This is a genomic window from Thiemannella venezuelensis (assembly GCF_014203605.1).
Lineage (GTDB): Bacteria > Actinomycetota > Actinomycetes > Streptosporangiales > Streptosporangiaceae > Planomonospora_A > Planomonospora_A venezuelensis.
The window spans coordinates 86,291-110,881 of sequence record NZ_JACHJJ010000027.1 but is presented as its reverse complement, the minus strand read 5'-3'; the positions used below and the strand labels follow the sequence as shown (position 1 = coordinate 110,881).

The following is a 24,591-nucleotide window of genomic DNA, read 5'->3' as shown; positions in this document are numbered from 1 at the left end:
GCACTCGGGAGGGTGTGGGAGAGTAGGTCGCCGCCGGACAATCTTTTCAGTGAGGGCCATCCTTCGGGGTGGCCCTTTCTGTGTTTCGGAGGGGGTCGTCCCGGAAGGGGACGGCCCCCTTTTTTCGTGTTTTCCGGTGGCGTGTTACCGCTGCTCTCTCTGGCTCCACCGGGTCAGGGCGTCGATGCTCTCCCGGAGCGCGGCCCCGCGGTGGGGGGTGTGCGAGCACGTTGTGCGTGAGCTGCGGCCGGGTGGTCCCTGTCGTCGGGTGTCACTTCGTGGACGGGCCGTCCGGGTCCGTTCCGAGCGGTTTCTGCGGGAGGGCGGCCGGGATGTTTTCCGGGGATTGCTGAGCGCGATGAATATTGCGCTCAGCAATCCCCGGGAACCGGGAAGCGTCCCCTCCGGGGGAACGTCCTCGAAGAGGATGCGGTGAGAGGGCGGGCAGGAACCCGTCACAGAGGTCAGTAGGCTGGGACCGTGGACTATCGAGCGGTTGAACTGGCAATCATGGAACGCGGCGTCGAGTGGAACTTCGAGCCCACGCTCGACAGGATCGCCGCGCTCATGGACGTGCTCGGTTCCCCGCAGAACTCCTATCCGGTCATCCACGTCGCCGGCACCAACGGCAAGTCGAGCACGACACGGATGATCGAGACCATCCTCCGGGAGCGGAACCTCCGCGTCGGCCGGTTCACCAGTCCGCACCTCGTCTCCATGCGCGAGCGCATCTGCGTCGACGGGGCGCCACTGAGCGAGGAGCGTTTCACCGAGGTCTACGAGGACGTCGCCCCCTACCTCGCGATGATCGACGCCCAGGGCAGGAGGCTCTCCTTCTTCGAGACCCTCACCGCGATGGCCTTCGCGGCCTTCGCCGACGCTCCGGTGGACGTCGCGGTCATAGAGACCGGTATGGGCGGCACGTTCGACGCCACCAACGTCGCCGACGGGGCCGTGGCGGTCATCACCCCCGTCTCCCTGGACCACACCGACTACCTGGGCCCCGACGTGGAGACCATCGCGGGGGAGAAGGCCGGGATCATCAAGCCCGGCGCGACCGCCGTACTCGCGCAGCAGGAGCTCCCCGCGGCCGAGGTGCTGCTGCGCCGGGCGGCGGAGACCGGGGCGACCGTGGCGCGGGAGGGACTGGAGTTCGGGGTGCTCGCCAGGGAGCTGGCGATCGGCGGGCAGCTGCTGCACCTGAAGAGCCTCAGAGCGGACTACGAGGAGGTCCTGCTCCCGCTGTACGGCGCGCACCAGGCGGGCAACGCCGCCTGCGCGCTGGCGGCCGTCGAGGCGCTGACGGCCGGAGAGGACCCGCTCGACCCGGAGCTGGTACGGCAGGCGTTCCTGCAGGTCCGCTCTCCGGGGCGGCTGGAGGTCGTCCGGCGGGGACCCACCGTCCTCGTGGACGCCGCGCACAACCCCGGCGGAGTCCAGGCCACGCTGGAGGCCGTGCACGAGTCCTTCGGCTTCGCCAGGCTCGTCGGCGTGGTGGCGGTCTTCGGGGACAAGGACGTCCGGGGCATCCTGGAGCTGATGGAGCCGATGTTCGACGAGATCGTGGTGACCCGGAACTCCTCGCCCAGGTCCATGGAGCCGGCCGAACTCGAGGCCCTGGCCGCCGAGATCTTCGGCCCCGACCGGGTACGCCGGGCCGAGCGGCTCGACGACGCCATCGACATCGGCATCGGCCTGGCCGACGAGGCGGGGGAGTTCGGCGGGGCCGGGGTGCTGATCACCGGATCGGTGGTCACCGCGGGAGACGCCCGGCTGCTGCTCAAGGCGGACGAGGTCGGGTGACCCGGTGGGATCGGAAGCGGACCGGATGACCCGGACGACGGCGGAAGGCAAAAAATGATCACGGTTACCCCGGGCATGAGGCGGCTCTGCGCCAGTGTGCTCGGCATGGAGGCGATCGTCGTCGGGCTCTTCACCCCGGTGGCGATCAACACCCAGGACGTCGAGCCGCTCGTGGCGGTGGCCGTCGGCATCGGGCTCGCGGTCGCCTGCGTGCTGGTCGCGGGCCTGCTCAAGCACCCCTTCGCCTACGTCGCGGGAAGCGTCGTCCAGGTGCTCGCGATCGCCGCGGGACTGCTGGTCCCGACCATGTTCTTCCTCGGCGCGGTCTTCCTGGCGCTGTGGATTACCGCGATATTCGTCGCTCGCCGTGTCGAGGGCGTGACTTCCCGCTAAAGTCGGCCTACATGGCCGTCCCCCAGAAGTCGGCGCAGGCGGTGGCCGCAGGGTCCACCGTCCCGGTGCGCGCGCTCAGTTCCTCCCTGCCGATCGACATCGTCCTCGGGCTGCTCGTCATGGTGGCGCTCCCGCTGGCGATCGTCGCCATCCCCAACACCATCGCGGTGGTGAAGGCGCTGCTACCGGCCGACGTCGCGGAGCTCGACATGGTCAGAGCGCACGGGCTGGCACTGCCCGCGATGGTGCTGACCGTCCCGCTGGCGGCGGTGGTCGTGCGCCGCATGCGGGCCGCTCCGATCCTGGTCGGCGGGCTCACACTGCTCGCGCTCGCCGACGCGGCCGGCGGTTACGCCGGCTCCCCGCTGGTGGTCGGGATCCTGCGCGTCGCGCACGGGGTCGGCGCCGGGCTGCTGGTGCCCGCCACGCTCGTGGCGGTGTGGGAGCGGCCCCGGATCCTGCGCGCGGTGTGGGCGGGCGTGCTCGCGGTGAGCCTCCTGGCCGCGCAGGCCCTGGCCCTGTGGCCCCTGGACGAGGCCACCTCGTGGCGGATCACGCTCCAGCCGTACCCGCTGCTGACCGGTGTCGCCCTCGCGCTCTCCGCGCTCTACCTCGTGCTCTGGCTGAGGAGCGGCCAGAGCGCCGCGGCGGGTCCGGGGCCGAGCTCCGCGGAGCGCGGGCGGCTGCTGATGACGACGGCCCCGGCCGTGGGCATCGTGGTCCTCGCGCTGGGCGCCACCTTCGGGTGGGCGCCGGAGCTCATCGCCGCGGCGGCACTGCTGTCCGTCCTCGCGCTGCTGGGGCTCGCCTCGGTGGGCACCTTCGAGGGAGTGAACGGGCGCACCCTCGCCTACACGACGGTGGCGGTGGGGGTGGTCGCGCTGCCCACCGCGGCCCAGGTGACCTACGTCGGGCTCGGCGGGCTGGGCGGTCCGGGGCTCTCCGGTCTCTGGCAGGCCTTCACCGCCGCCGGAGTGGCCGGCCTCGCCGCGGCCGTGCTGGCGGGACGGCTGAAGGACCAGATCATGCCCCTGGTCGCGGCGGGCGGCCTCGTGGTCATGGTGGGCGGGCTCTGCGCGGTCCGCTTCCTGCTCCCGGCCGCGGGCGGGCCCGCACTGGTCATTCCGTTCCTGCTCCTCGCGGTCGGCGCGGCGACGGCCCTGACCTCCGCCCTGCGCCCGTCGGGCCCGGGAGCGGCGCTCTTCGCGCTCTCGCTCTTCTTCCCCGGGGTCCTCGCCGGCTTCATGCTGGGCAGCGGGGTCCTGCTCCTCCGCCTCAGGGAGGCCGTGCGGGAGGCGGCGTCCGCCCAGTCGCTGGTCGACGCATATGTCAGCGCCCTGCACCTCTGGGCGCTGATCGGCGGTGCCCTGGTGGTCGCGGTGATCGTGCTCGGCGCGATCCTGGCCCGCCGCGCGCCGACGGCGCCCGGTACGGCCGCCGCCGACTCCGCCGCCGGTGAGGAGGGGCGGCCGGTCACCGCGCCGGAGCCCGAACCGGAGCGGGGAGCGGCGAGGAGCCACGAGCCGGGCCGGGAGGCGGGGCACGAGCCGGACGCCGGCCAGGAGCCGGAGCCGGAGTCGGCGGGCACGGGACCGGTGGTGCCCTCTCCCATGTCCTCCCCGGAGGGCTCCACCGAGGACAGACCCGCCGATGCATGAGATCACCGGCCGTGGGGGATCCTGCCGGGGACGGTAAACTTCGCCCGTTCACCGCACTCTGCGAGTCATCCATGTTCGAAGGAGAACATCAGTGTCCGAGCGCACTCTTGTCCTGATCAAGCCCGACGGCGTCGCGCGTGGTCTCATCGGCGACGTGATCGCCCGCGTCGAGCGTAAGGGCCTGAAGGTCGTGGCGATGGACCTGCGCACGCTGGACGCCGACACCGCCAAGGCCCACTACGCCGAGCACTCCGAGCGGCCGTTCTTCGGCGAGCTGGTCGAGTTCATCACCTCCGGCCCGCTGGTCGCGCTGGTGCTCGAGGGCCCCCGCGCCATCGAGGCGTTCCGCTCCCTGGCCGGCCTGACCGACCCGGTCAAGTCCGCCCCCGGTACCATCCGCGGTGACCACGCCCTGGAGATCGGCGAGAACGTGGTCCACGGCTCCGACTCCCCCGAGTCGGCCGCCCGCGAGATCAAGATCTTCTTCCCGGACCGCTTCTAGTCGTCCGACCGGCCGGCTCTCCAGCCGTCCGGCACACCCGGGCCTCGTCGTCCCTCCGGGGACGGCGGGGCCCGACGTGTTCGTGGAGCCGGAGATTTTAATGGGACGAGACGGCTCATTATGCCCATAGTTGGGTACGTCAGGTTACGCTTCGAATTCGTTCTGTAGTTTTCGCCGATGACCTGACGGAAGGAAGGGCAGCCTTCCATGGGCAGCAAGCTTGCGTTCCTCGGCCGCGACATGGCGGTCGACCTGGGCACCGCCAACACACTCGTCTACGTGCGCGGCCGCGGTGTCGTGCTCAACGAACCGTCGGTCGTGGCGATCAACACGACCACCGGGAAGATCGTGGCCATCGGCATCGAGGCCAAACGGATGATAGGCCGAACCCCCGCCAACGTCGTGGCCGTCCGGCCGCTCAGAAACGGGGTCATCGCGGACTTCGACGTCGCCGAGCGCATGCTCCGCTACTTCATCCAGCGGGTGCACCGGCGCCGCCCCTTCGCCAAGCCGCGCATCGTCATCGCGGCGCCGAGCGGCATCACCGGCATCGAGCAGCGCGCGGTGAAGGAGGCCGGATACCAGGCCGGCGCCCGCCGGGTCTACCTCGTCGACGAGCCGATGGCGGCGGCGATCGGGGCCGGGCTCCCGGTGCACGAACCGACCGGCAACATGGTGGTCGACATCGGCGGGGGCACCACCGAGGTCGCCATCCTCTCGATGGGCGGTGTGGTGACCAGCCAGTCGATCCGGGTGGGCGGTGACGAGCTGGACCAGGCGATCATCGCCTTCGCGAAGAAGGAGCACTCCCTCATGCTCGGCGAGCGCACCGCCGAGGAGATCAAGATGGCGATCGGCTCGGCCTGCGCGCTGCCCGAGGAGGGGCACGCGGAGATCCGGGGCCGGGACCTGGTCAGCGGCCTGCCGAAGACGGCCGTGGTCTCGGCGGGGGAGATCCGCACGGCCACCGAGGAACCGGTGAACGCGATCGTGGACGCGGTCAAGACCACGCTGGACAAGTGCCCGCCGGAGCTCTCCGGCGACCTGATGGACCGGGGCATCGCGCTCACCGGGGGCGGGGCGCTCCTGGCGGGCCTGGACGAGCGGCTCAGGGACGAGACCGGCATGCCGATCCACCGCGTGGACAACGCCCTCGACTCGGTCGCGCTGGGGTCGGGCAAGTGCGTCGAGGACTTCGAGGCGCTGCAGCAGGTCCTCGTGCCGGAACCACGGCACTGATGAAGGACACACGCCGGACGCGGGCGATCACGGGGCTGCTGCTGGCCATGGCGCTGGTGCTCATGACCGTGGACCACCGGACGGGGGAGGGCTCCCCGCTGGGCCCGCTCAAGGGGATGGGCGCGGCGGTGTTCGGCGGGGTCGAGCAGCTCGGGGCGGAGGTGGCGCGGCCGGTGGGCCGTTTCCTCGACGCGCTCCTGGACGCGCCCGGCGCCCAGGAACGCGTCGAGGAACTGCGCAGGGAGAACGACCGGCTCAGGCGGGACCTGATGGCGCAGAACCTGGACCGCCGCAGGTCGGAGGAACTGCACAGGCTGCTGGGCGCGGCGGGGACCGGCGGATACAGGATCGTGCCCGCCCAGGTGGTCGCCCGGCGCGGCGTCCCCGGGTTCGAGGAGGCCGTCGAGCTGGACGCCGGCGAGTCCGACGGAGTGCGGCCCGAGATGACGGTGCTGAGCGGCGCGGGCCTGGTCGGCAGGGTGATCCGGGTGGGACCGGCGACCTCGACCGTGGTCCTGGTCAGCGACCTCGCCTTGGCGACCGGTGCCCGTCTGGAGGGCAGCGGCGAGATCGGGTTCGTGAACGGGACCGGGGACCACGGCCGGCTGCTCCAGTTCCGGCTGCTCGACTCCACCGCGCCGCTCGAGGCCGGCCAGCGGATCGTGAGCTTCGGCTCCCACCGGGGCGCGCCGTACGTGGCGGGGGTGCCGATCGGGGTGATCGAGCGGGTGGAGGCGACGCCGGGAGAGCTGACCCGGACCGCCTACGCGCGGCCGTACGCCGACCTGACGGCGCTGGACGTGGTGGGGGTGGTGGTGGAGCCGCCGGAGCGCGACCCGCGCGACGCGCTCCTGCCGCCCCGCCCCGCGAAGGCGTCCGGACCCGCGAAGACCGCGGGCCCCTCGGAAGCATCGGACCCCGCCAAGGCCGCGGGCGCCCCTGGAACGACCTCCCCCCGGGAACGCCGGCCCCGCCGGGAACGGCGCAGGCCCCGCAAGCGGGAGGAGACCGAATGACGAGGCGTGACACGACGGGCCTGGGCCTGATCCTGGCGGTGATGATCCTCCAGGTGACGGTCGTCAACCGGTTCTCGCTGCCCGGCGGCATAGCGCCCGACCTGGTGCTGCTCACCGTGGTGGGGTACGCGCTGGTCGCCGGGGCCGAGTCCGGGGCGGTCATGGGCTTCGCGGCCGGGCTGCTCGACGACGTCCTGCCGCCCGCCGCGCACGTGGCGGGCCGGCACGCGCTGGTGCTGTGCCTGGTCGGATACGCCGCCGGCCGCGTGCTGGAGATCAGGGAGGACGCCGGGCCGGTGGTGGCGCTGGGCTGCGCGGCGGCGGGCCCCCTGCTCGCGGCGGTGGCCGGCGGGCTGCTGGGGGAGGTCCCGGCCGGTGCGGAGGTGCTCGGGAAACTGCTGCCCGCGGCGGTGGCCGGCAACGTACTGGCCGCGCCGCCGGTGGTGTGGGCGGTGGCCCGGCTGGTCCGGGGCCGGGCCAGGCCCCGGATCGTGCCCCGGCTGGGATACACCGCGGTGCGGAGCCGCTCGTGAACCGCATGAGGGGCCGGTTGCGGGCGCTGCGGGCCCTGACGCTGGCCCTGCTGCTGATGCTCGGCGCGCGCCTGTGGCAGGTGCAGGTCGTGGACGGTCCCCGGTACGTGGCGGCGGCGACCGAGACGCGCACCCGCGACGTCGTGATGCCCGCCGTACGGGGCCAGATCCTCGACTCGGCGGGCCGGCCGCTGGTGCGCAACCGGACCGCGCTGGTGGTCTCGGTGGACCGTACGGCCCTGGCCAAGATGGCCGACGGTGGCAAGGCCGTGATGGCGCGGCTGGGCGCGGTGCTCGGCCGCGACCCCGCGGACCTGGCCCGGCGGATCCGGCCGTGCGGTCCCACGGTCTCCAAGCCGTGCTGGGCCGGCTCGCCGCACCAGCCGGTCCCGGTCGACGGCGACGTCGGCACCCGCGAGGCCCTGCAGATCCTGGAGCGGCAGGAGCGGTTCCCCGGGATCGTCACCAGCGTGCAGGCCGTACGGGAGCATCCGGGCCGGAGTGCGGGCGTGCAGGCGCTCGGCTACCTGCAGCCGGTCACGAAGGAGGAACTGGAGCGGCGCGAGGGGTTCAAGGCGGAGTTCTCCGGGGTCGACGTGTCGGGCCGCGACGGCCTGGAGTCGGTCTACGACCGGGCGCTGCGCGGCACGCCGGGGCGCAAGCGGGTGCAGGTGGACCGGCTCGGCCGGGTGCTCGGGACGGAGCAGCAGGTGGCTCCGGTCCCCGGGGACACGCTCATCACCAGCATCGACGCGAAGGTGCAGGCCGTGACCGAGAAGGCGATCGCCGAGGCGATGGAGGCCGCGCCGCAGGCCGACGGGGCCGCCGGGGTGGTGCTGGACGCGCGCAGCGGCCGGGTCGTCGCGATCGCCAGCGCGCCGTCCTACGACCCGGAGGTCTGGACCGGCGGCATCGAGGAGGACGACTACCGGCGCCTGCTGTCGGAGAAGGCCGGCAAGCCGCTGGTGTCGAGGGCGATCAAGGGGGAGTTCGCGCCCGGTTCGACGTTCAAGATGTCGTCGGTCGCGGCGATGCTGCGGGCCGGCTACCCGATCGACGGGCGCTACAACTGCCCCGGCTCCTTCATGGTCGGCGGCCGGTCGTTCAACAACTTCCGGGGCCGGGCGCTGGGCGTGCTGAGCCTGCACACGGCCCTGGTGAAGTCGTGTGACACGATCTTCTACCGGGCCGCCTTCGAGCAGTACACGCGCGACGGCGGCCGCAAGCCCAAGGGCAGGCCCAAGGAGATCATGGCGAACACGGCCCGGGCCTTCGGGTTCGGCCGCCCGACCGGCATCGACCTGCCGGGCGAGTCTCCCGGCAGGATCCCGGACCGGGCCTGGAAGAAGGAGACGTGGATCGCCACCAAGGAGGAGAACTGCAAGCGCGCCAGGACCGGATACCCGGAGGTCGCCAAGACCGACGCCGGCCGGGCCGCGTTCCTCAAGGCGCTGGCGCGCGACAACTGCCAGGAGGGCGACCAGCTGCGCCCCGGTGACGCGGCCAACTTCTCCATCGGCCAGGGCGACGTGCTGGTGACGCCGATCCAGCTCGCCGCGGCGTATGCGGCGCTGGTCACCGACGGGAGACTGCGCAGCCCCCGGGTGGGCTGGAAGCTGGTCCGGCCGGACGGCACCACGGTCAAGGAGATCAAGGTGCCGGTCACCGGCAAGCTGCCGATCTCCGCCGCCGAGCGGGCCTACATCAAGCGGGCGCTGAGCCAGGTCGCCGCCGACGGCACCGCGGCCGGCGCGTTCCTCGGCTTCCCGATGAAGAAGGTGAAGGTCGGCGGCAAGACCGGCACCGCCGAGGTGTGGGGCAAGGCGGACACCTCCTGGTTCGCCTCGTTCGCGCCGGTGGACGACCCCCGCTTCGTGGTCGTCGCGATGGTCTCCCAGGGCGGCATGGGCAGCGAGGCCGCCGCCCCCGCGGTACGGAAGATCTACGAGGGCATCTACGGGTTCACGCCCGAGGGCAAGAACGCACGTGCGGCGCTGCCGGGCTGGGCGCCCGCGGCCGCGCCCCCGGTGATCGGACCGGACGGCACGGTCACCCGGCCGGTCAAGGCGGCGCGGGGGAAGGTCCGGTGATCCGGCTGACCCGCTTCTCGCGCCGGTTCCGCAGCCCCGGGCTGGCGGGGGCCTCCTCGCCGATCTGGCGGATGGACGGCCCGCTGGCGGTCGCGGTGACGGCGCTCGCCCTGATCGGCACGCTGCTGATCTGGTCGTCCACCAGGACGTGGGCGCCCGGCAGCACGGGCCTGCTCAAGAAGCACCTGCTCAACCTCGGCATCGGCGCCGGACTGGCCGTCGCGGCGGCCGCGGTGGACCACCGGGCGCTGCGGGCCTACTCGCCGCTGGTGTACGGCGCCGCGGCGCTCGGCCTGGTGCTGGTGATCACACCGGTCGGGTCGGAGGTCAACGGCGCCCACTCCTGGATCATGCTGGGCGGCGGGTTCGCCCTGCAGCCCTCGGAGTTCGCCAAGCTGGGCCTGGTGCTCGCGCTCGCCATGCTGCTGGCCCAGCCCGCCGCGGGCGGCGACCGGCCCCGCGGGCTGGACGTGGCGATCGCGCTGGGGGTGGCCGCGCTCACCATGGGCCTGGTCATGGCGCAGCCCGACTTCGGCACCACGATGGTCCTCGGCGTGATCACGGCGGGCGCGCTCATCCTCAGCGGGATCCGCAAACGCTGGGTCGTCGGCCTGGCCGTCGCCGTGGCGGCCGGGGGAGCGGCCGTGTGGTTCCTCGACGTGCTGGAGCCGTACCAGGTCGCCCGGTTCACCGCGTTCGTCAACCCGTCCACCGACCCGCGGGGCGTCGGCTACAACAGCACCCAGTCGATGAACGCCGTCGGCTCGGGGCAGCTGTTCGGCAAGGGGCTGTTCGGCGGCGGCCAGACCATGGGCCGGTTCGTGCCCGAGCAGCACACCGACTTCGTCTTCACCGTGGCGGGCGAGGAGTTCGGGTTCCTCGGCTCGGTTACCGTGGTGGCGCTGCTCGGGGTGGTGCTGCTGCGGGGCCTGCGGATCGCGCGGCTGTGCGAGAACCGGTTCGGCATGCTGGTGGCCGGCACGATCGTGTGCTGGCTGGGGTTCCAGGTCCTCATCAACGTCGGCATGACGATCGGGGTCATGCCGATCACGGGACTGCCGCTGCCGTTCGTCTCCTACGGCGGCACCGCGACCTTCGCCAACATGATCGCCGTCGGCATCCTCCAGGCGATCCACATGCACGAACACCGCTTCTAACCCGGCCCCGCGACCTGGGGCCCCGTTACATGAGAGCCTCCCGCATGTGGGCGGTCCCCGGCTCTCACTGGCGTTTCCCGCGTCAAGCGAACATTCTGGGAACGAAGCCGGAACTCGCGATGACGGAGGGGCCGTGACATCGGAGCTCGCCGAGCGGCAGCGCGCGCTGGAGCTGCTGCGCACCGCGTTCCCCGACTACCGGATCGTGTTCAGCAAGGGCAGGTGGGCCGCGGTCTCGGCGGGCAGCCCGCCCGCGGTCTGGTTCGCCGAGACGCCGAGCAGCCTGTGCGGGCAGCTCTTCCAGGCGCAGCTCCGCAACGGCGGGACGGTCGTGCCCTTCCGGGACGGCGATCCTTCGTGAGGGGTGCGCTCCTCCCGGGGCGGGCGGTCCTCCCCGGGAGGAGGCCGGTTCTCAGTCCACCGGGTGCCGGCCCGGACACTAGCGTGGGGGCATCCGCCTTCCCCCGCGGAGACGGCCGGAGCGCCGGTGTGAAGACGACCCCTCGACGTGACGGCCGGGAGAGCAGATGACCCAGAGTTCACGTGGCGGAGACCGCGCCACGCTGGCCTACGCGACGATCATCCGCAACCGCACGCTGGCCGCGGTGCAGGGCCTGCCGTCCGTGGCCGTCATCCAGCGGATGGTGGACGAGATCCACGCCTGCGCCCCGCAGCAGACCAGGTTCAAGTGCTGGCGGCTGGCGCACGGCTGGACGGTCGAGGAGGCCATCGAGCGCTTCCACGCCATGTGCGACGCCCACGGCATCAAGCGGCGCGGGCTCAGCGAGCGCTCCTGGCGGGAGTGGGAGGCGGGCTCGCGCCCCGACCGCGACTACACCGACCTGCTCTGCCGGCTGTTCGAGACCGGGCCGGTCCAGCTCGGCTTCGCCCAGGACTACACGCCCGAGGGGCTGCGGGCCGCGCCGCCCGCGCTGGACCTGATCGCCGCGGCGGCGGACGAGGCGGGCAGCCACGCCGAGCAGGCCGAGGCGAGCGAGCTGGGCTCCGGCGCGCTGGAGCGGCTGCGCACGCAGGTGGTCTGGGTGGGCAAGCGGTACGTCTCGGAGGCGCCGCTCCCGCTCTTCGTGGAGATGCGGGAGCTGCAGGAGCGCACCCGCAGGGCGCTGGACAAGCGCATCCACCCCGGGCAGGCCAGGGAGCTGTACTTCCTCACCGGCGCGTTGTGCGGGCTGATGGCCAACGTCAGCATGGACATGGACCGCCGCATCCCCGCCGACACCCTCGCCCGGGCGGCGTGGACCTACGGCAAGGTCGCCGGGCACCACGCGCTGATGGGCTGGGCGCGGGGCATGCAGTCCTCGGTGGCGCTGTGGGACAAGCGGTACGGCGATGCGGCCCGGTACGCGGAGGAGGGCCTGACCCACCTGCACGCCGGCTCCGGCGCGACCCGGCTGCACATGCTCAGGGCGCGGTCCTACGCGATGCTGGGCCGTACCCGCGAGGCGACCGAGGCGCTCGCGCGGGCCGAGGAGGCCCGCGCGGCCGGGAGCGACGAGCTGCACGACGAGATCGGCGGGGAGTTCGCCTTCCGTCCCGCCAAGGAGCGCTACTACGCGGCGGTCACCCGCCTGCACCTGGGCGACCCGGCCCGGGCCATCGAGGCGGCCCGCGACTCGCTCTCCCTGTACGCCGCGGGGGAACCGGAGAACCGCTCCTACGGCTGCGAGTCCATGGCCGGCGCCCACCTGGTGGTCGCCCACCTGATGGAGGGGGACCCGGCCGGGGCGGAGGAGGCGATGGCGCCCGTCCTCGCGCTCCCGCCCGACCGGCGGATCAGCAGCCTGGGCACCACCCTGGACACCGGCCGCGCGCTGGTCTCCGCCCAGCCGGGCGGAGAGCGCATCGCGCGGCAGATCGAGAGTTTCTGCGCCGTGGGCCTGCCGCAGCAGGCCCGGCACGCGATCTCCGAGAGGAGCCGATGACATGACGATCGCCGCCGAGGGGGAACTCCTCGGGCAGGCAGGCGCCGCACTCCGCCTGGCCTGCGAGCAGGCCGGGCTGGACACGGGGGGCGTCACCCTGCTGCGCGACTTCGCCAACGCCGTCTACCACCTGCCCGCCGAGAGGGCGGTGGTACGGCTGACGCAGGCGGCGGCGCCGGGCAAGTACGACCGGCTGACGACCTCGGTCCGGGTCACCCGCTGGCTCGCCGGGCAGGGCTTCCCCACGGTCCGGCCGCTGGAGGTCAGGCAGCCGGTCGCCGCCGAGGGGTTCCTGGTGACCTTCTGGCACCACGAGGAGCACATCGGGCCGGCGCCGGAGCCGGCGGAGCTCGGCGCGCTGCTCCGGCTCCTGCACGAGCTGCCGCCGGTCCCGTTCGAGCTGCCGACCCACGACCCCTTCGGGCCGGTGCGCCGGGCGATCGACGCCGGGCGCCTGCTCGGCGAGGACGACCGGGCCTGGCTGCTGCGCCGCTGCGACGGGCTCGCGGAGGCCTACTACGAACACGTGCGGTTCGCCCTGCCGTACGGGCTCGTGCACGGCGACGCCCACCGGGGCAACCTGATCCGCACCCGGGGCGGGCTGCTGCTGTGCGACTGGGACTCGGTGTGCGCCGGGCCCCGGGAGACCGACCTGATCCCCACCCTGCAGGGCGTGCGGTTCGGGCTGACCGAGGACCAGCGGGCCGGCTTCGGCCGGGCGTACGGCCACGACCTGACCTCCTGGGCGGGCTACCCGGTCATGCGCGACATGCGGGAGCTGCAGACCCTCACCGCGGTGCTCCGCAACGCGCACCGCGACGCCGCGGCGGCGGCCGAGCTGCGGCACCGGCTTGACTCGCTGCGAGCGGGTGACGACCGCCTGTGGCATCCGTTTTAGCGGATACCCTTGAACACATGTCTGTCGAGTCCCTGTTTCCCCGCCTGGAAGCGCTGCTGCCGAAGGTGAGCAAGCCGATCCAGTATGTCGGGGGTGAGCTCAACTCGACCGTCAAGGACTGGGACGAGGCCACGGTCCGTTGGGCTCTGATGTATCCCGACGCCTACGAGGTGGGGCTGCCCAACCAGGGCGTCCAGATCCTCTACGAGATCCTCAACGAGCTGCCGGAGACGCTCGCCGAGCGGACCTACGCGGTCTGGCCCGACCTGGAGGCGCTCATGCGCGCCGAGGGCGTCCCGCAGTTCACGGTCGACGCGCACCGGCCGGTGCGCGCCTTCGACGTGCTCGGCCTCTCCTTCTCGACCGAGCTCGGCTACACCAACATGCTGACCGCGCTGGACCTGGCGGGCATCCCGCTGCTCTCGGCCGACCGGGGCGACGACGACCCGATCGTGCTCGCGGGCGGTCACGCGGCCTTCAACCCCGAGCCGATCGCCGACTTCCTCGACGCCGCGGTGCTGGGCGACGGCGAGCAGATCGCCATCGCCATCACCGAGGTCGTCCGCGAGTGGAAGGCCGAGGGCTCGCCCGGTGGCCGCGACGAGCTGCTCATGCGCCTGGCCGAGTCCGGCGGGGTCTACGTGCCCAGGTTCTACGACGTCGACTACCACGCCGACGGCCGGATCCAGCGCGTCGCGCCGAACCGGTCCGGCGTGCCGTGGCGGGTGCACAAGCACACGGTCATGGACCTCGACGAGTGGCCCTATCCGAAGAAGCCGCTGGTCCCGCTGGCCGAGACCGTGCACGAGCGGTTCAGCGTGGAGATCTTCCGCGGTTGCACCCGGGGCTGCCGCTTCTGCCAGGCAGGGATGATCACCCGGCCGGTGCGGGAGCGGTCGATCACCACGATCGGCGACATGGTCGAGGCGGGCGTCAAGGCCTCCGGCTTCAACGAGGTCGGGCTCCTGTCCCTGTCCAGCGCCGACCACTCCGAGATCGGCGAGGTCGCCAAGGGCCTGGCCGACCGCTACGAGGGCACGAACACCTCGCTCTCGCTGCCCTCGACCCGGGTCGACGCCTTCAACATCGACCTGGCCAACGAGTTCTCCCGCAACGGCCGCCGGTCGGGTCTCACGTTCGCCCCGGAGGGCGGCTCCGAGCGCATGCGCAAGGTGATCAACAAGATGGTCACCGAGGAGGACCTGATCCGGACCGTCACCACGGCCTACACCCAGGGCTGGCGGCAGGTGAAGCTCTACTTCATGTGCGGCCTGCCCACGGAGGAGGACGCCGACGTGCTCGGCATCGCCGACCTGGCCAGGAAGGTCATCCAGGCGGGCCGGGAGGCGACCGGGTCGCGCGACGTCCGCTGCACGGTCTCCATCGGCGGGTTCGTGCCCAAGCCGCACACGCCGTTCCAGTGGGCGGCCCAGGCCGACCACGAGACGGTGGACCGCAGGCTCAAGGCGCTCAAGGACGCCCTGCGCGGCGACAAGGAGTACGGCCGGGCCATCGGCATGCGCTACCACGACGGCAAGCCCTCGATCGTGGAGGGGCTGCTGTCCCGGGGCGACCGCCGGGTCGGCGCGGTCATCCGCGCGGTCTGGGAGGACGGCGGCCGGTTCGACGGCTGGAGCGAGCACTTCTCCTACCAGCGATGGATGGACGCCGCCGACAAGGCCGGCGTCGACGTCGGCTGGTACACCACCCGCGAGCGCGAGGAGAACGAGGTCCTGCCCTGGGACCACCTCGACGCCGGGCTCGACCGCGAGTGGCTCTGGCAGGACTGGCAGGACGCGGTCAACGACGTCGAGGTCGAGGACTGCCGCTGGACCCCGTGCTACGACTGCGGCGTGTGCCCCACGATGGGCACCGAGATCCAGATCGGCCCCACCGGCAAGAAGCTCCTGCCGCTGACGGTCGTCTAGAGCGCCGGCCCGGGAAGAAGCCCTCGTCACCGGCCGTTGTCTGGAGTAGGCCGTGCGTGAGCACGGTCTGCTCCGCAGGCGACGGTCACGATTCGGAAAGGACGGCACACCCTGAAACCCGCTCCCGACGGGCCTCCGCCCGCGCCCGTGGCGCAGCGCCTGCGCGTGCGCTACGCCAAGCGCGGACGCCTGCGCTTCACCAGTCACCGTGACATCTCCCGGGCCGTCGAGCGCGCGGTACGGCGCGCGGACGTCCCCGTGGCGTTCAGCGCGGGGTTCTCGCCTCATCCGAAGATCTCCTACGTGGGGGCCGCCGCCCCGACCGGAGTCGCCAGCGAGGCCGAGTACCTCGAGATCGGCGTGACGCGGGAGTACGACCCCGACCGGCTCCGCGCCGAACTGGACGACTCGCTCCCGCCCGGCCTCGACGTGCTCGACGTCGTCGCGGCGACCTCCGGGAGCCTGGCCGACCGGCTGGAGTGCTCGGCGTGGGAGATCCGGCTGCCGGGGGCCGACCCCGCGCTGGCGGGGGAGGCGGTCGAGCGGTTCAACGCGGCCGAGCGGATCGAGGTGGAGCGCCTGACCAAGAAGGGGATGCGCCGCTTCGACGCGCGGGAGGTGGTGCTGAATCTGCACGCCATCGAAGGAGGAGAGACAACAGCAGGTCAGGCGTCCAGTCAGTCATGTGTCATACTTCGCATGGTTGTACGGCACGCAACTCCTGCCGTTCGACCCGACGACGTCCTCACCGGACTGCGTCTTGTGGCCGACTTCGCGCCGCCGTCACCCCCCGAGGTGACCAGGCTGGCGCAGGGGCCGCTGGACGTGCACATCGGTGGCCCCGCCGACCCGTTCGGCCCTGACCGCGACACTACGCGCGGCGGCGAGACGGGACCGGCAGGCGAGCACGTCGACGGCGACCTATAGGACTTGGCGCCGGGCCCAGGCCCGGCGGACAGCGAGAGACGAGAGCTCCCGCGCGGCGCGGAGACGCGCCCGGGGGCTGACGGGAGAACGCCCGCATGCTCGACAACGAGCCCAACGTCGGGGCCAACGGCCCTGCCGGGGATACGACGGAACAGACTGCTCAGCCGGTCCGCCGCAGGCGGGCCGCCAGCCGGCCGGCCGGGCCTCCGCCGGAGGAGCCGGAGCCCGCGGCCGCCGCGCCGGTCCAGGCCGCGCCGGTCGCGCAGACCGCGCCGCCGGAGGAGGCCGCGCCCGCGCAGGAGGCGCCGCCCAAGCGCGCCACCCGGCGCAAGGCGGCCGCCGCGGACGACACGGCCGCCGCGCCGGCCGCGACCAGGCGGAGCCGCGCGAAGAAGGCGGCCGCCGTACCCGCCGCGGAGGAGGAGGTTCCCGCGCCGGTCGCGGAGGAGGAGGTTCCCGCTCCGGCCGCCGAGGAGGTCGCCTCCGAGCCCGCCGCGGCGCCCGCCAAGCGGACGCGCACGCGGAAGAAGGCCGTGCAGGAGACCGCGGAGGACGCCCGGCCCGTGGCGGAGCCGGTCATGGACCTGTCCACCGCCGAGGCCGAGGAGGTCGCGGCGGCTCTGCTGCTCGCGATGCCCGTCGACGAGCCGCTGGACGACGAGCCTCCCGGTGAGGAGGTCGCCGAGGAGCGCGACCTGGTCGCCGACCCGTTCGGGCTGGCCGCCAGGGGGCGCGCCGAGGTGCCCTCGGTGACCTTCCAGGCTCCCGCGGCGGTGTTCCAGCCGCTGTTCCAGGCCCCCGACCCGCACCGGGCCGAGCAGCCCTCTCCCCGCCCCGCCGCCGAGCGCGCGGAGCGTCGGCCCGAGCCCGCCGAGACCGAGCCCGAGGCCGGGGCCGGGACCGAGGCCGAGGAGATCGAGGACGAGGAGATCGAGGAGGCCGAGGGCGACGAGGCCGGCGGCCGCCGCAGGCGCCGCCGGCGGGGCGGCCGCGGCCGGGGCAAGGGACGCGAGCTGGACGAGGCGGAGGAGACCGAGGCCGGCCAGGCCGAGGAGGATGCCGCCGCCGAGCCCGAGCAGGAGGGCGAGGAGGAGGGCGGCTCCCGCCGCCGCAGGCGCAGGCGCCGCAGGAGCTCCGACGAGGCGGCCGAGGTCCAGGACCTCCCGCCGAACACCGTGGTCCGCATCCGCGCTCCCCGCGCCGGGCGGAGCACCTCGGTCGACGAGGTGCAGAGCGTGCGCGGCTCGACCCGGCTGGAGGCCAAGAAGCAGCGCCGCAGGGAGGGCCGGGAGCTCGGCCGCAGGCGTCCGCCGATCATCACCGAGTCGGAGTTCCTGGCCCGCCGGGAGTCCGTCGAGCGCGTGATGGTGGTCCGCCGCACCGGTGGCCGCACCCAGATCGCGGTGCTGGAGGACGACATCCTCGTCGAGCACTACGTGGACCGCGAGGCGAGCCAGTCCTACGTGGGCAACGTCTACCTCGGCAAGGTGCAGAACGTCCTGCCGAGCATGGAGGCCGCCTTCGTCGACATCGGCAAGGGCCGCAACGCGGTGCTGTACGCCGGTGAGGTCAACTTCGACACCGCCGGGCTGGAGGGGCAGCCCAAGCGGATCGAGGTGGCGCTGAAGTCGGGCCAGTCGGTGCTCGTCCAGGTCACCAAGGACCCGATGGGCCACAAGGGCGCCCGCCTGACCTCCCAGGTCAGCCTGCCCGGCCGCTACCTGGTCTACGTGCCCGACGGCTCGATGACCGGGATCAGCCGCAAGCTCCCCGACAAGGAGCGCACCCGCCTCAAGAGCATCCTGAAGAAGGTCATGCCGGAGAACGCCGGTGTGATCGTCCGTACCGCCGCCGAGGGCGCGTCGGAGGAGGAGCTCGGCCGCGACGTGGCCCGGCTCTCGGCGCAGTGGGAGAACATCCAGCGCAAGGCCAAGTCGGCCAGCGCGCCGGAGCTGCTCTCCGCCGAGCCGGACATGACCGTCCGGGTGGTCCGCGACGTGTTCAACGAGGACTTCACCTCGCTGGTCGTCCAGGGCGACGAGGTGTGGGGGACCGTGGACGAGTACGTCCGCTACGTGGCCCCGCACCTGGCCGAGCGCCTGACCCGGTGGGACGAGGACGGCGACGTCTTCGCCGCCTACCGGATCGACGAGCAGATCGCCAAGGCGATGGAGCGCAAGGTCTGGCTGCCCAGCGGGGGCTCGCTGGTGATCGACCGGACCGAGGCGATGACCGTCGTCGACGTCAACACCGGCAAGTTCACCGGGCAGGGCGGCAACCTCGAGGAGACCGTCACCCGCAACAACCTGGAGGCGGCCGAGGAGATCGTCCGCCAGCTCCGGCTGCGGGACATCGGCGGCATCATCGTCATCGACTTCATCGACATGGTGCTGGAGAGCAACCGGGACCTGGTGCTGCGGCGGCTGCTGGAGTGCCTGGCGCGGGACCGGACCAAGCACCAGGTCGCCGAGGTCACCTCCCTGGGCCTGGTCCAGATGACCCGCAAACGGGTCGGACAGGGCCTGCTGGAGGCGTTCTCGACCGTCTGCGACTGCTGCGGCGGCCGGGGCCTGCACATCTCGACCGAGCCGGTCGAGGGGAAGCCGGAGCCGCGCGGTACCCAGGGCAAGATGGCCGTCGAGAAGGCCGTCTCGGAGAAGCTCGGCAAGGAGCCGGGGAGCGCCGTCGCGGCGGGCGACCAGTCCGGACGTGATACGGTGACAGATGCGCTTGGCGACGTCCCGGATGAGGACGCCCAGGCCGCACAGGCTTCCGGCCGGGGGCGGAGACGCTCCCGCAAGGCCAAGCCGGCCGACTAGCCGGTGTCCCGCGGCAGGCAAGGGCCGCGGGACGCGGCACGGTCAGGTCTGGCGAACGCCGGCGCGCTCCGGTCGCGCCGGCACCACCGACGTTCCGCCCGGTTCGACCAGGACACCGCAGTCCGGTACCCTGATGAATCGGTGCGCTCGTGGCGCGCCCTGTTCGCGCGCCTACCCGGTTCGTCGGTCAAATCGGTGACCATAGCCGGATGCGGGCGCAGCATCCAGCGAGCATGTAGTCAGAAGAAGGGTTCCGCGGTGTACGCGATCGTTCGTTGCGGCGGCAGGCAGCAGAAGGTCTCCGTCGGTGACGTCCTCGAGGTGGACAAGGTCGCCGGCGAGGTCGGTTCCACGGTTACGCTGCCGACGGTGCTCGTCGTCAACGACGGCGACGTGACCACCGAGGCCGGCCGGTTCTCGGTCGCCGCCGAGATTCTCGGCGAGACCAAGGGTCCGAAGATCCGCATTCTGAAGTACAAGAACAAGACCGGTTACAAGAAGCGCCAGGGTCACCGCCAGCGGTACACCCAGGTGAAGATCACCGGCATCAACCAGGCCTGAGTTTCGGGAGTTTTGCGAGATGGCACACAAGAAGGGCGCGTCGTCCACTCGGAACGGCCGTGACTCCAACGCCCAGCGGCTCGGCGTGAAGCGCTTCGGCGGCCAGCTGGTCAACGCCGGTGAGATCATCGTCCGCCAGCGTGGCACCCACTTCCACCCGGGCGACAACGTCGGCCGCGGTGGCGACGACACGCTGTTCGCGCTGGCCGCCGGCCACGTGCAGTTCGGCGTCAAGCGCGGTCGCCGCGCGGTGAGCATCGTCCCGGTCGCGGAGTAGATCCGCACCGGCAGACGTTACGACAGGGGTGGATCGCGTTCCGCGGTCCGCCCCTGTCGCGTTGTGAGCGCCGGTTCCCGCGGTGGGGGCAGGCCCCCTCCGAGGGGGCTTTCGTGGCAGAGGGGTTTCCGCGGTCGGCGGGGATCCCGCAGATGGGGGTAGGAGAGCAGACATGCCGGACTTTGTGGACCAGGTGGTCCTGCACATCAAGGCCGGTGACGGGGGACATGGCTGCGCCTCTGTCCATCGGGAGAAGTTCAAGCCGCTCGGCGGCCCCGACGGCGGCAACGGCGGCCGGGGCGGTGACGTGATCCTGGAGGTGGACGCGAACACCGCGACCCTGCTGGAGTACCACCGCCGCCCGCACCGCAAGGCCGACAACGGCAAGCAGGGCTCCGGCTCCAACCGGGACGGCGCCAACGGCGGCGACGTCATCCTCCCCGTGCCCGACGGCACCGTGGTCAAGGACGCCGCCACCGGAGAGGTCATCGTCGACATGGTCGGCGCGGGCACCCGGTACGTGGTGGCCGAGGGCGGCCACGGCGGCCTCGGGAACGCGGCGCTGGCCTCCGCCAAGCGCAAGGCCCCCGGCTTCGCGCTGCTCGGCGAGCCCGGTGACGCGCTCGACGTGATGCTGGAGATGAAGAGCGTCGCCGACGTGGCGCTGGTCGGCTTCCCCAGCGCGGGCAAGTCCTCCCTCATCGCGGCGCTCAGCGCCGCCCGGCCGAAGATCGCCGACTACCCGTTCACCACGCTGGTGCCCAACCTCGGCGTGGTCACGGCGGGGGAGACGGTCTTCACCGTCGCCGACGTGCCCGGCCTGATCCCCGGCGCCTCCGAGGGCAGGGGGCTCGGCCACGAGTTCCTCCGCCACGTCGAGCGGTGCAGCACGCTCGTGCACGTGATCGACTGCGCGACGATGGAGCCGGGCCGCGACCCGATCAGCGACTACGAGGCGATCGAGGCCGAGCTGGCCGCGTACGGCAAGCTGGAGGACCGGCCCCGGATGGCCGTGCTCAACAAGGCGGACGTGCCCGACGCCCGCGAGCTGGCCGAGATCGTCCGCCCCATGCTCGAGGAGCGGGGCCTGCGGGTCTTCTCGATCTCCGCGGCCACCCACGAGGGCCTCAAGGAGCTGACCTACGCCATGGGCGAGATGGTCGCCGCGGCCCGGGCCGCGGCTCCCGTCGCCGAGCCCACCCGCCTGGTCATCAAGCCCCGGCAGCTCGGCGAGGCGGGCTTCAGCGTGCGGAGGATCGACGAGAACACCTTCCAGGTCACCGGCGCCAAGCCGGAGCGCTGGATCCGCCAGACCGACTTCACCAACGACGAGGCCGTCGGCTACCTCGCCGACCGGCTGGAGCGCCTCGGCGTCGAGGAGGAGCTCACCAAGGCCGGTGCCAAGGCCGGGGCCGAGGTGGTCATCGGGCCGATGGAGGGCGGCTACGTCTTCGACTGGCAGCCCACGCTCAACGCCGAGGCCGTGCACCAGGGCCCGCGCGGCACGGACAACCGGCTCGGATAGCCTGCTCCCGCCCGCTGCCCCTGGCTCCGCCAGACCTTCGAAAGGTGCCTCCCGTGACCTCCGCGCGCGACCGGATCCGTACGGCCTCACGCCTCGTCGTGAAGGTGGGTTCGTCCTCGCTCACGACCCCGCAGGGGACGATCGACGTCGACCGGGTGGACGCCCTGGTCGACGTCCTCGCCGCCCGGCGGGCGACCGGCACGCAGATCGTGCTGGTCTCCTCCGGTGCGATCGCGGCGGGTCTCGGCCCGCTCGGCCTGTCCGCCCGCCCCCGCGACCTCGCCACCCAGCAGGCGGCCGCCTCGGTCGGCCAGGGCGTGCTGGTCGCCCGCTACACCTCCTCCTTCGCCCGGTACGGCCTGCGCGTCGGCCAGGTGCTGCTCACCGCCGACGACATGATGCGCCGCGCGCACCACGTCAACGCCCAGCGCACGCTGAGCCGCCTGCTGGAGCTGGGCATCGTCCCGGTGGTCAACGAGAACGACACCGTCGCCACCGACGAGATCCGCTTCGGCGACAACGACCGGCTCGCCGCGCTGGTCGCCCACCTGATCCGGGCCGACGCCCTGGTGCTGCTCTCGGACGTGGACGCCCTCTACGACGGCGACCCCCGCCGCCCCGGCGCGCGCCGGCTCGGCGACGTGCGCGGCCCCGAGGACCTGGCCGGGGTCGAGCTGGGCAAGGGCGGCGCGGTCGGCACCGGCGGGATGGTCACCAAGGTCCAGGCGGCCAGGATCGCCACCGGCGCGGGCGTGCCGGTCGTGCTGACCGCCGCCGCGCACGCCGCCCAGGCCCTCGCCGGCGCCGACATCGGCACCTCCTTCCATCCGGACGGCCGCCACCCCGGCACCCGCCTGCTCTGGCTGGCCCACGCCACCACCGGCCGCGGCCGGCTGCACCTGGACGAGGGGGCGGTCGAGGCCGTCGTGGGCCGCCGCAAGTCGCTGCTGCCCGCCGGGGTCACCGCGGTCGAGGGGGAGTTCGCCGCGGGGGACCCGGTGGACCTGTGCGGTCCGCACGGCCACGTGGTCGCCCGCGGGCTGGTCAACTTCGACGCCGCAGAGATCCCGGACCTGCTCGGCCGCTCCACCCGCGAGCTGGCCACCAGCCTCGGTCCGGAATATGAACGCGAACTCATCCACCGTGACGACATCGTCATACTGGAGCCCACCCACTAGTCACCTCCCCTGGAGCATGAGATGTCCGAGCACGATTTCCTGAAGGTGGCCCTGGCGGCTAAGGAGGCCGCCGCCGAGCTGGCCCCGCTGCCGCGGGCGCCGAAGGACGCCGCGCTCCGGGCGATCGCCGACGCGCTGGTGGCCAGGTCCGCCGAGATCGTCGAGGCCAACGCCGTCGACGTGGCCCGGGCCAGGGAGAACGGCACCTCCGAATACATGATCGACCGGCTGGGCCTGGACGCCGGGCGGATCGAGGCCATCGCCGAGGCCGTCCGCCAGGTCGCCGACCTGCCCGACCCGGTCGGCGAGGTGATCCGGGGCAACACCCTGCCCAACGGGCTGGAGCTGCGCCAGCTCCGGGTGCCGCTCGGTGTGATCGGCATCATCTACGAGGGCCGCCCCAACGTCACGGTCGACGCCGCCGCGCTCTGCCTGAAGAGCGGCAACGCGACCCTGCTGCGCGGCTCCTCCAGCGCCTACTCCTCCAACACGGTGCTGGTGCGGGTCATGCAGGACGCGCTCGCGGGCACCGAGGTCCCGGCGGGAGCCGTACAGCTCGTGCCCGGCCAGACCCGGGAGTCGGTCAAGACGCTGATGAAGGCGCGCGGCCTGGTCGACGTGCTGATCCCGCGCGGCGGCGCCTCGCTGATCAACTCGGTGGTGGAGGAGTCCACGGTCCCGGTCATCGAGACCGGCGTGGGCAACTGCCACGTCTACGTCGACGCCGAGGCCGACCTCGACCTGGCGCTGGAGATCCTGCTCAACGCCAAGGTCCAGCGCCCCTCGGTCTGCAACGCGGCGGAGACCTTCCTGGTGCACGCCGCCGTCGCCGACGCCTTCGTGCCGCGCGCGCTGGCCGCGCTGGCCGGGGCGGGTGTGACGGTCCACGGCGACGCGCGGATCGCCTCCTACGGCGAGGGCCTGGGCGACACGGTGGTGCCGGTCACCGAGGAGGACTTCGGCACCGAGTACCTCTCGCTGGACATCGCCGCCGCCGTGGTCGACTCGCTGGAGGACGCGGTCGCCCACATCAGGAAGTACGGCTCCGCGCACACCGACGCGATCGTCACCCGGTCGGTCACCGCCTCCCGCAGGTTCGTGGCGCTGGTCGACTCCGCGGCGGTGGCGGTCAACGCCTCCACCCGCTTCACCGACGGCGGCGAGTTCGGGTTCGGCGCGGAGATCGGCATCTCCACCCAGAAGCTGCACGCGCGCGGCCCGATGGGACTGCCGGAGCTGACCTCCACCAAGTGGGTCTACACCGGCGAAGGCCACCTGCGCACCTCCGAGGGCACCGTCATCGCCTCCTGCCCGAACGCCTGACACGGCGCGGGCGCCTCTCACCGGCTCCCGGGCCGCGACGCCGCGGACGCGGTGCAGCCGGGAGCAAGCAGGACGCAAGGCGGGCGGGATATCACTGGACCATGGCCGAACAGCGCATCGACGTCGCACATGTCTCGCCCGCCCCGCCGGACCGCCTCTGGGCCCTCCTGACGGACGTCTCCACCTGGCCGGAGTGGGGGCCCTTCGACACCGCCGAACTGGAGTCACCCGGTTCTCCCGAGCGCGACGGCGTCGGGGCGGTCCGGCTCTTCCGGCGCGGGAGCAGGGTCACCCGGGAGCGGGTGGTCGCCTTCGACCCCGGCTCGTGGCACTTCGCCTACGAGCTGCTGGAGGGCGTCCCGGCCCGGGACCACCGCGCCGACGTCACGCTGGAGCCGATCCCCGGCGGCGGCACCACGATCCGCTGGAGGTCGCGCTTCCGCGGCCGCCTGCCGGGGCAGGGACCGGTGGTCAGGGTGGTGCTGCGCAGGTTCATCGACGATCTGGTAAAGCGTCTCGCCGCTCACGGTATGTAGCCGCGTGTCGTCCGCGGAGGCCGCGGAGGATCCGGCTTGACTCTCCGCGTGGAGATCGTGATCGCATGCCTCTTCGTCGTCGCGGTGCTGCTCGGCGCCGACCGGCTGATGTTGTTCCTGGAGAGCCGGGGGCACGTGAACTGGCGGCGCAAGGGGCGCCTGGACCTGTCGGCCGAGCCCGTCGCCGAGCTGGAGAGCCTGTTCGTGCCCTCGGGACGCGAGCCCGCGGGCCGATCGTAGCCCGCCCGCCGATCTTCCCGCGTACGGCGTGCCGCCGGGGTTTCG

22 protein-coding genes are annotated in these 24,591 nt (G+C 72.7%); all 22 read left to right on the top strand.

Going from position 1 to position 24,591, the window contains the following annotated elements; genetic code table 11:
* Positions 1–510 precede the first annotated feature (510 nt).
* The 22 genes from FHS22_RS30780 to FHS22_RS30675 all read left to right on the top strand — a co-directional run bounded on the left by FHS22_RS30780 (position 511) and on the right by FHS22_RS30675 (position 24,546).
* A complete protein-coding gene (locus tag FHS22_RS30780) occupies positions 511–1,803 on the top strand; it encodes a bifunctional folylpolyglutamate synthase/dihydrofolate synthase (protein ID WP_184947566.1) in 1,293 nt (430 codons plus the stop codon).
* A gap of 54 nt (positions 1,804–1,857) precedes the next feature.
* Positions 1,858–2,196, top strand: a complete 339-nt coding sequence (locus FHS22_RS30775; RefSeq protein WP_184947539.1) for a DUF4233 domain-containing protein — start codon at positions 1,858–1,860, stop codon at positions 2,194–2,196.
* Positions 2,197–2,207: 11 nt separating this feature from the next.
* Entirely contained in the window at positions 2,208–3,854 is a 1,647-nt protein-coding gene (locus FHS22_RS30770) for a hypothetical protein (protein WP_184947537.1), read from the top strand.
* Positions 3,855–3,945: 91 nt separating this feature from the next.
* Complete coding sequence (ndk, locus tag FHS22_RS30765; protein WP_184947535.1) at positions 3,946–4,356, top strand: nucleoside-diphosphate kinase; 411 nt, start codon at positions 3,946–3,948, stop codon at positions 4,354–4,356.
* Between the two features lie 207 nt (positions 4,357–4,563).
* The gene (gene mreB / locus FHS22_RS30760) at positions 4,564–5,595 is read left to right on the top strand and encodes a rod shape-determining protein (RefSeq protein ID WP_184947533.1); all 1,032 of its coding nucleotides are present in this window, start codon (positions 4,564–4,566) and stop codon (positions 5,593–5,595) included.
* Positions 5,595–6,611, top strand: coding sequence for a rod shape-determining protein MreC (mreC, locus tag FHS22_RS30755; RefSeq protein WP_184947531.1), 1,017 nt, complete (start codon positions 5,595–5,597; stop codon positions 6,609–6,611). The genes mreB and mreC overlap by 1 nt, the downstream gene beginning before the upstream one ends.
* The gene (gene mreD / locus FHS22_RS30750) at positions 6,608–7,144 is read left to right on the top strand and encodes a rod shape-determining protein MreD (protein WP_184947529.1); all 537 of its coding nucleotides are present in this window, start codon (positions 6,608–6,610) and stop codon (positions 7,142–7,144) included. The genes mreC and mreD overlap by 4 nt, the downstream gene beginning before the upstream one ends.
* Positions 7,145–7,149: 5 nt before the next feature.
* The gene (gene mrdA, locus FHS22_RS30745; RefSeq protein WP_184947565.1) at positions 7,150–9,234 is read left to right on the top strand and encodes a penicillin-binding protein 2; all 2,085 of its coding nucleotides are present in this window, start codon (positions 7,150–7,152) and stop codon (positions 9,232–9,234) included.
* A complete protein-coding gene (rodA, locus tag FHS22_RS30740; protein WP_338048028.1) occupies positions 9,231–10,391 on the top strand; it encodes a rod shape-determining protein RodA in 1,161 nt (386 codons plus the stop codon). The genes mrdA and rodA overlap by 4 nt, the downstream gene beginning before the upstream one ends.
* A gap of 133 nt (positions 10,392–10,524) precedes the next feature.
* Positions 10,525–10,752 carry a hypothetical protein gene (locus tag FHS22_RS30735; RefSeq protein ID WP_184947527.1) on the top strand — a complete coding sequence of 76 codons (228 nt, stop codon included), beginning with the start codon at positions 10,525–10,527 and terminating at the stop codon, positions 10,750–10,752.
* A gap of 166 nt (positions 10,753–10,918) precedes the next feature.
* The gene (locus FHS22_RS30730; RefSeq protein WP_184947525.1) at positions 10,919–12,334 is read left to right on the top strand and encodes an NsdA family TPR-like regulatory protein; all 1,416 of its coding nucleotides are present in this window, start codon (positions 10,919–10,921) and stop codon (positions 12,332–12,334) included.
* Position 12,335: 1 nt separating this feature from the next.
* The gene (locus FHS22_RS30725; RefSeq protein ID WP_184947523.1) at positions 12,336–13,232 is read left to right on the top strand and encodes a phosphotransferase family protein; all 897 of its coding nucleotides are present in this window, start codon (positions 12,336–12,338) and stop codon (positions 13,230–13,232) included.
* 17 nt (positions 13,233–13,249) lie between these two features.
* On the top strand, positions 13,250–15,160 hold the full coding sequence (locus FHS22_RS30720) for a TIGR03960 family B12-binding radical SAM protein (protein WP_184947521.1): 1,911 nt from the start codon (positions 13,250–13,252) through the stop codon (positions 15,158–15,160).
* A gap of 147 nt (positions 15,161–15,307) precedes the next feature.
* A complete protein-coding gene (locus tag FHS22_RS30715; protein WP_184947519.1) occupies positions 15,308–16,087 on the top strand; it encodes a TIGR03936 family radical SAM-associated protein in 780 nt (259 codons plus the stop codon).
* Positions 16,088–16,182: 95 nt separating this feature from the next.
* On the top strand, positions 16,183–18,906 hold the full coding sequence (locus FHS22_RS30710) for an Rne/Rng family ribonuclease (RefSeq protein WP_184947518.1): 2,724 nt from the start codon (positions 16,183–16,185) through the stop codon (positions 18,904–18,906).
* A gap of 258 nt (positions 18,907–19,164) precedes the next feature.
* On the top strand, positions 19,165–19,467 hold the full coding sequence (gene rplU / locus FHS22_RS30705; protein WP_184947561.1) for a 50S ribosomal protein L21: 303 nt from the start codon (positions 19,165–19,167) through the stop codon (positions 19,465–19,467).
* Between the two features lie 19 nt (positions 19,468–19,486).
* Positions 19,487–19,744 carry a 50S ribosomal protein L27 gene (rpmA, locus tag FHS22_RS30700; protein ID WP_012893687.1) on the top strand — a complete coding sequence of 86 codons (258 nt, stop codon included), beginning with the start codon at positions 19,487–19,489 and terminating at the stop codon, positions 19,742–19,744.
* A 172-nt stretch (positions 19,745–19,916) separates the two neighbouring features.
* On the top strand, positions 19,917–21,269 hold the full coding sequence (gene obgE, locus FHS22_RS30695) for a GTPase ObgE (protein WP_184947516.1): 1,353 nt from the start codon (positions 19,917–19,919) through the stop codon (positions 21,267–21,269).
* A 53-nt stretch (positions 21,270–21,322) separates the two neighbouring features.
* Entirely contained in the window at positions 21,323–22,447 is a 1,125-nt protein-coding gene (proB, locus tag FHS22_RS30690; RefSeq protein WP_338048022.1) for a glutamate 5-kinase, read from the top strand.
* Between the two features lie 21 nt (positions 22,448–22,468).
* On the top strand, positions 22,469–23,770 hold the full coding sequence (locus FHS22_RS30685; protein ID WP_184947513.1) for a glutamate-5-semialdehyde dehydrogenase: 1,302 nt from the start codon (positions 22,469–22,471) through the stop codon (positions 23,768–23,770).
* 101 nt (positions 23,771–23,871) lie between these two features.
* On the top strand, positions 23,872–24,306 hold the full coding sequence (locus tag FHS22_RS30680; RefSeq protein ID WP_184947512.1) for an SRPBCC family protein: 435 nt from the start codon (positions 23,872–23,874) through the stop codon (positions 24,304–24,306).
* Positions 24,307–24,342: 36 nt separating this feature from the next.
* Complete coding sequence (locus FHS22_RS30675) at positions 24,343–24,546, top strand: hypothetical protein (RefSeq protein ID WP_221474315.1); 204 nt, start codon at positions 24,343–24,345, stop codon at positions 24,544–24,546.
* Positions 24,547–24,591 lie beyond the last annotated feature (45 nt).

Excerpts from the sequence above, each read along its gene's own strand:
- FHS22_RS30780 (WP_184947566.1), top strand. The coding sequence starts at position 511 with ATGGAACGCGGCGTCGAGTGGAACTTCGAGCCCACGCTCGACAGGATC.
- FHS22_RS30775 (WP_184947539.1), top strand. The coding sequence starts at position 1,858 with ATGATCACGGTTACCCCGGGCATGAGGCGGCTCTGCGCCAGTGTGCTC.
- FHS22_RS30770 (WP_184947537.1), top strand. The coding sequence starts at position 2,208 with ATGGCCGTCCCCCAGAAGTCGGCGCAGGCGGTGGCCGCAGGGTCCACC.
- mreB (WP_184947533.1), top strand. The coding sequence starts at position 4,564 with ATGGGCAGCAAGCTTGCGTTCCTCGGCCGCGACATGGCGGTCGACCTG.
- mreC (WP_184947531.1), top strand. The coding sequence starts at position 5,595 with ATGAAGGACACACGCCGGACGCGGGCGATCACGGGGCTGCTGCTGGCC.
- mreD (WP_184947529.1), top strand. The coding sequence starts at position 6,608 with ATGACGAGGCGTGACACGACGGGCCTGGGCCTGATCCTGGCGGTGATG.
- mrdA (WP_184947565.1), top strand. The coding sequence starts at position 7,150 with ATGAGGGGCCGGTTGCGGGCGCTGCGGGCCCTGACGCTGGCCCTGCTG.
- FHS22_RS30730 (WP_184947525.1), top strand. The coding sequence starts at position 10,919 with ATGACCCAGAGTTCACGTGGCGGAGACCGCGCCACGCTGGCCTACGCG.
- FHS22_RS30725 (WP_184947523.1), top strand. The coding sequence starts at position 12,336 with ATGACGATCGCCGCCGAGGGGGAACTCCTCGGGCAGGCAGGCGCCGCA.
- FHS22_RS30720 (WP_184947521.1), top strand. The coding sequence starts at position 13,250 with ATGTCTGTCGAGTCCCTGTTTCCCCGCCTGGAAGCGCTGCTGCCGAAG.
- FHS22_RS30710 (WP_184947518.1), top strand. The coding sequence starts at position 16,183 with ATGCTCGACAACGAGCCCAACGTCGGGGCCAACGGCCCTGCCGGGGAT.
- rpmA (WP_012893687.1), top strand. The coding sequence starts at position 19,487 with ATGGCACACAAGAAGGGCGCGTCGTCCACTCGGAACGGCCGTGACTCC.
- obgE (WP_184947516.1), top strand. The coding sequence starts at position 19,917 with ATGCCGGACTTTGTGGACCAGGTGGTCCTGCACATCAAGGCCGGTGAC.
- FHS22_RS30685 (WP_184947513.1), top strand. The coding sequence starts at position 22,469 with ATGTCCGAGCACGATTTCCTGAAGGTGGCCCTGGCGGCTAAGGAGGCC.
- FHS22_RS30680 (WP_184947512.1), top strand. The coding sequence starts at position 23,872 with ATGGCCGAACAGCGCATCGACGTCGCACATGTCTCGCCCGCCCCGCCG.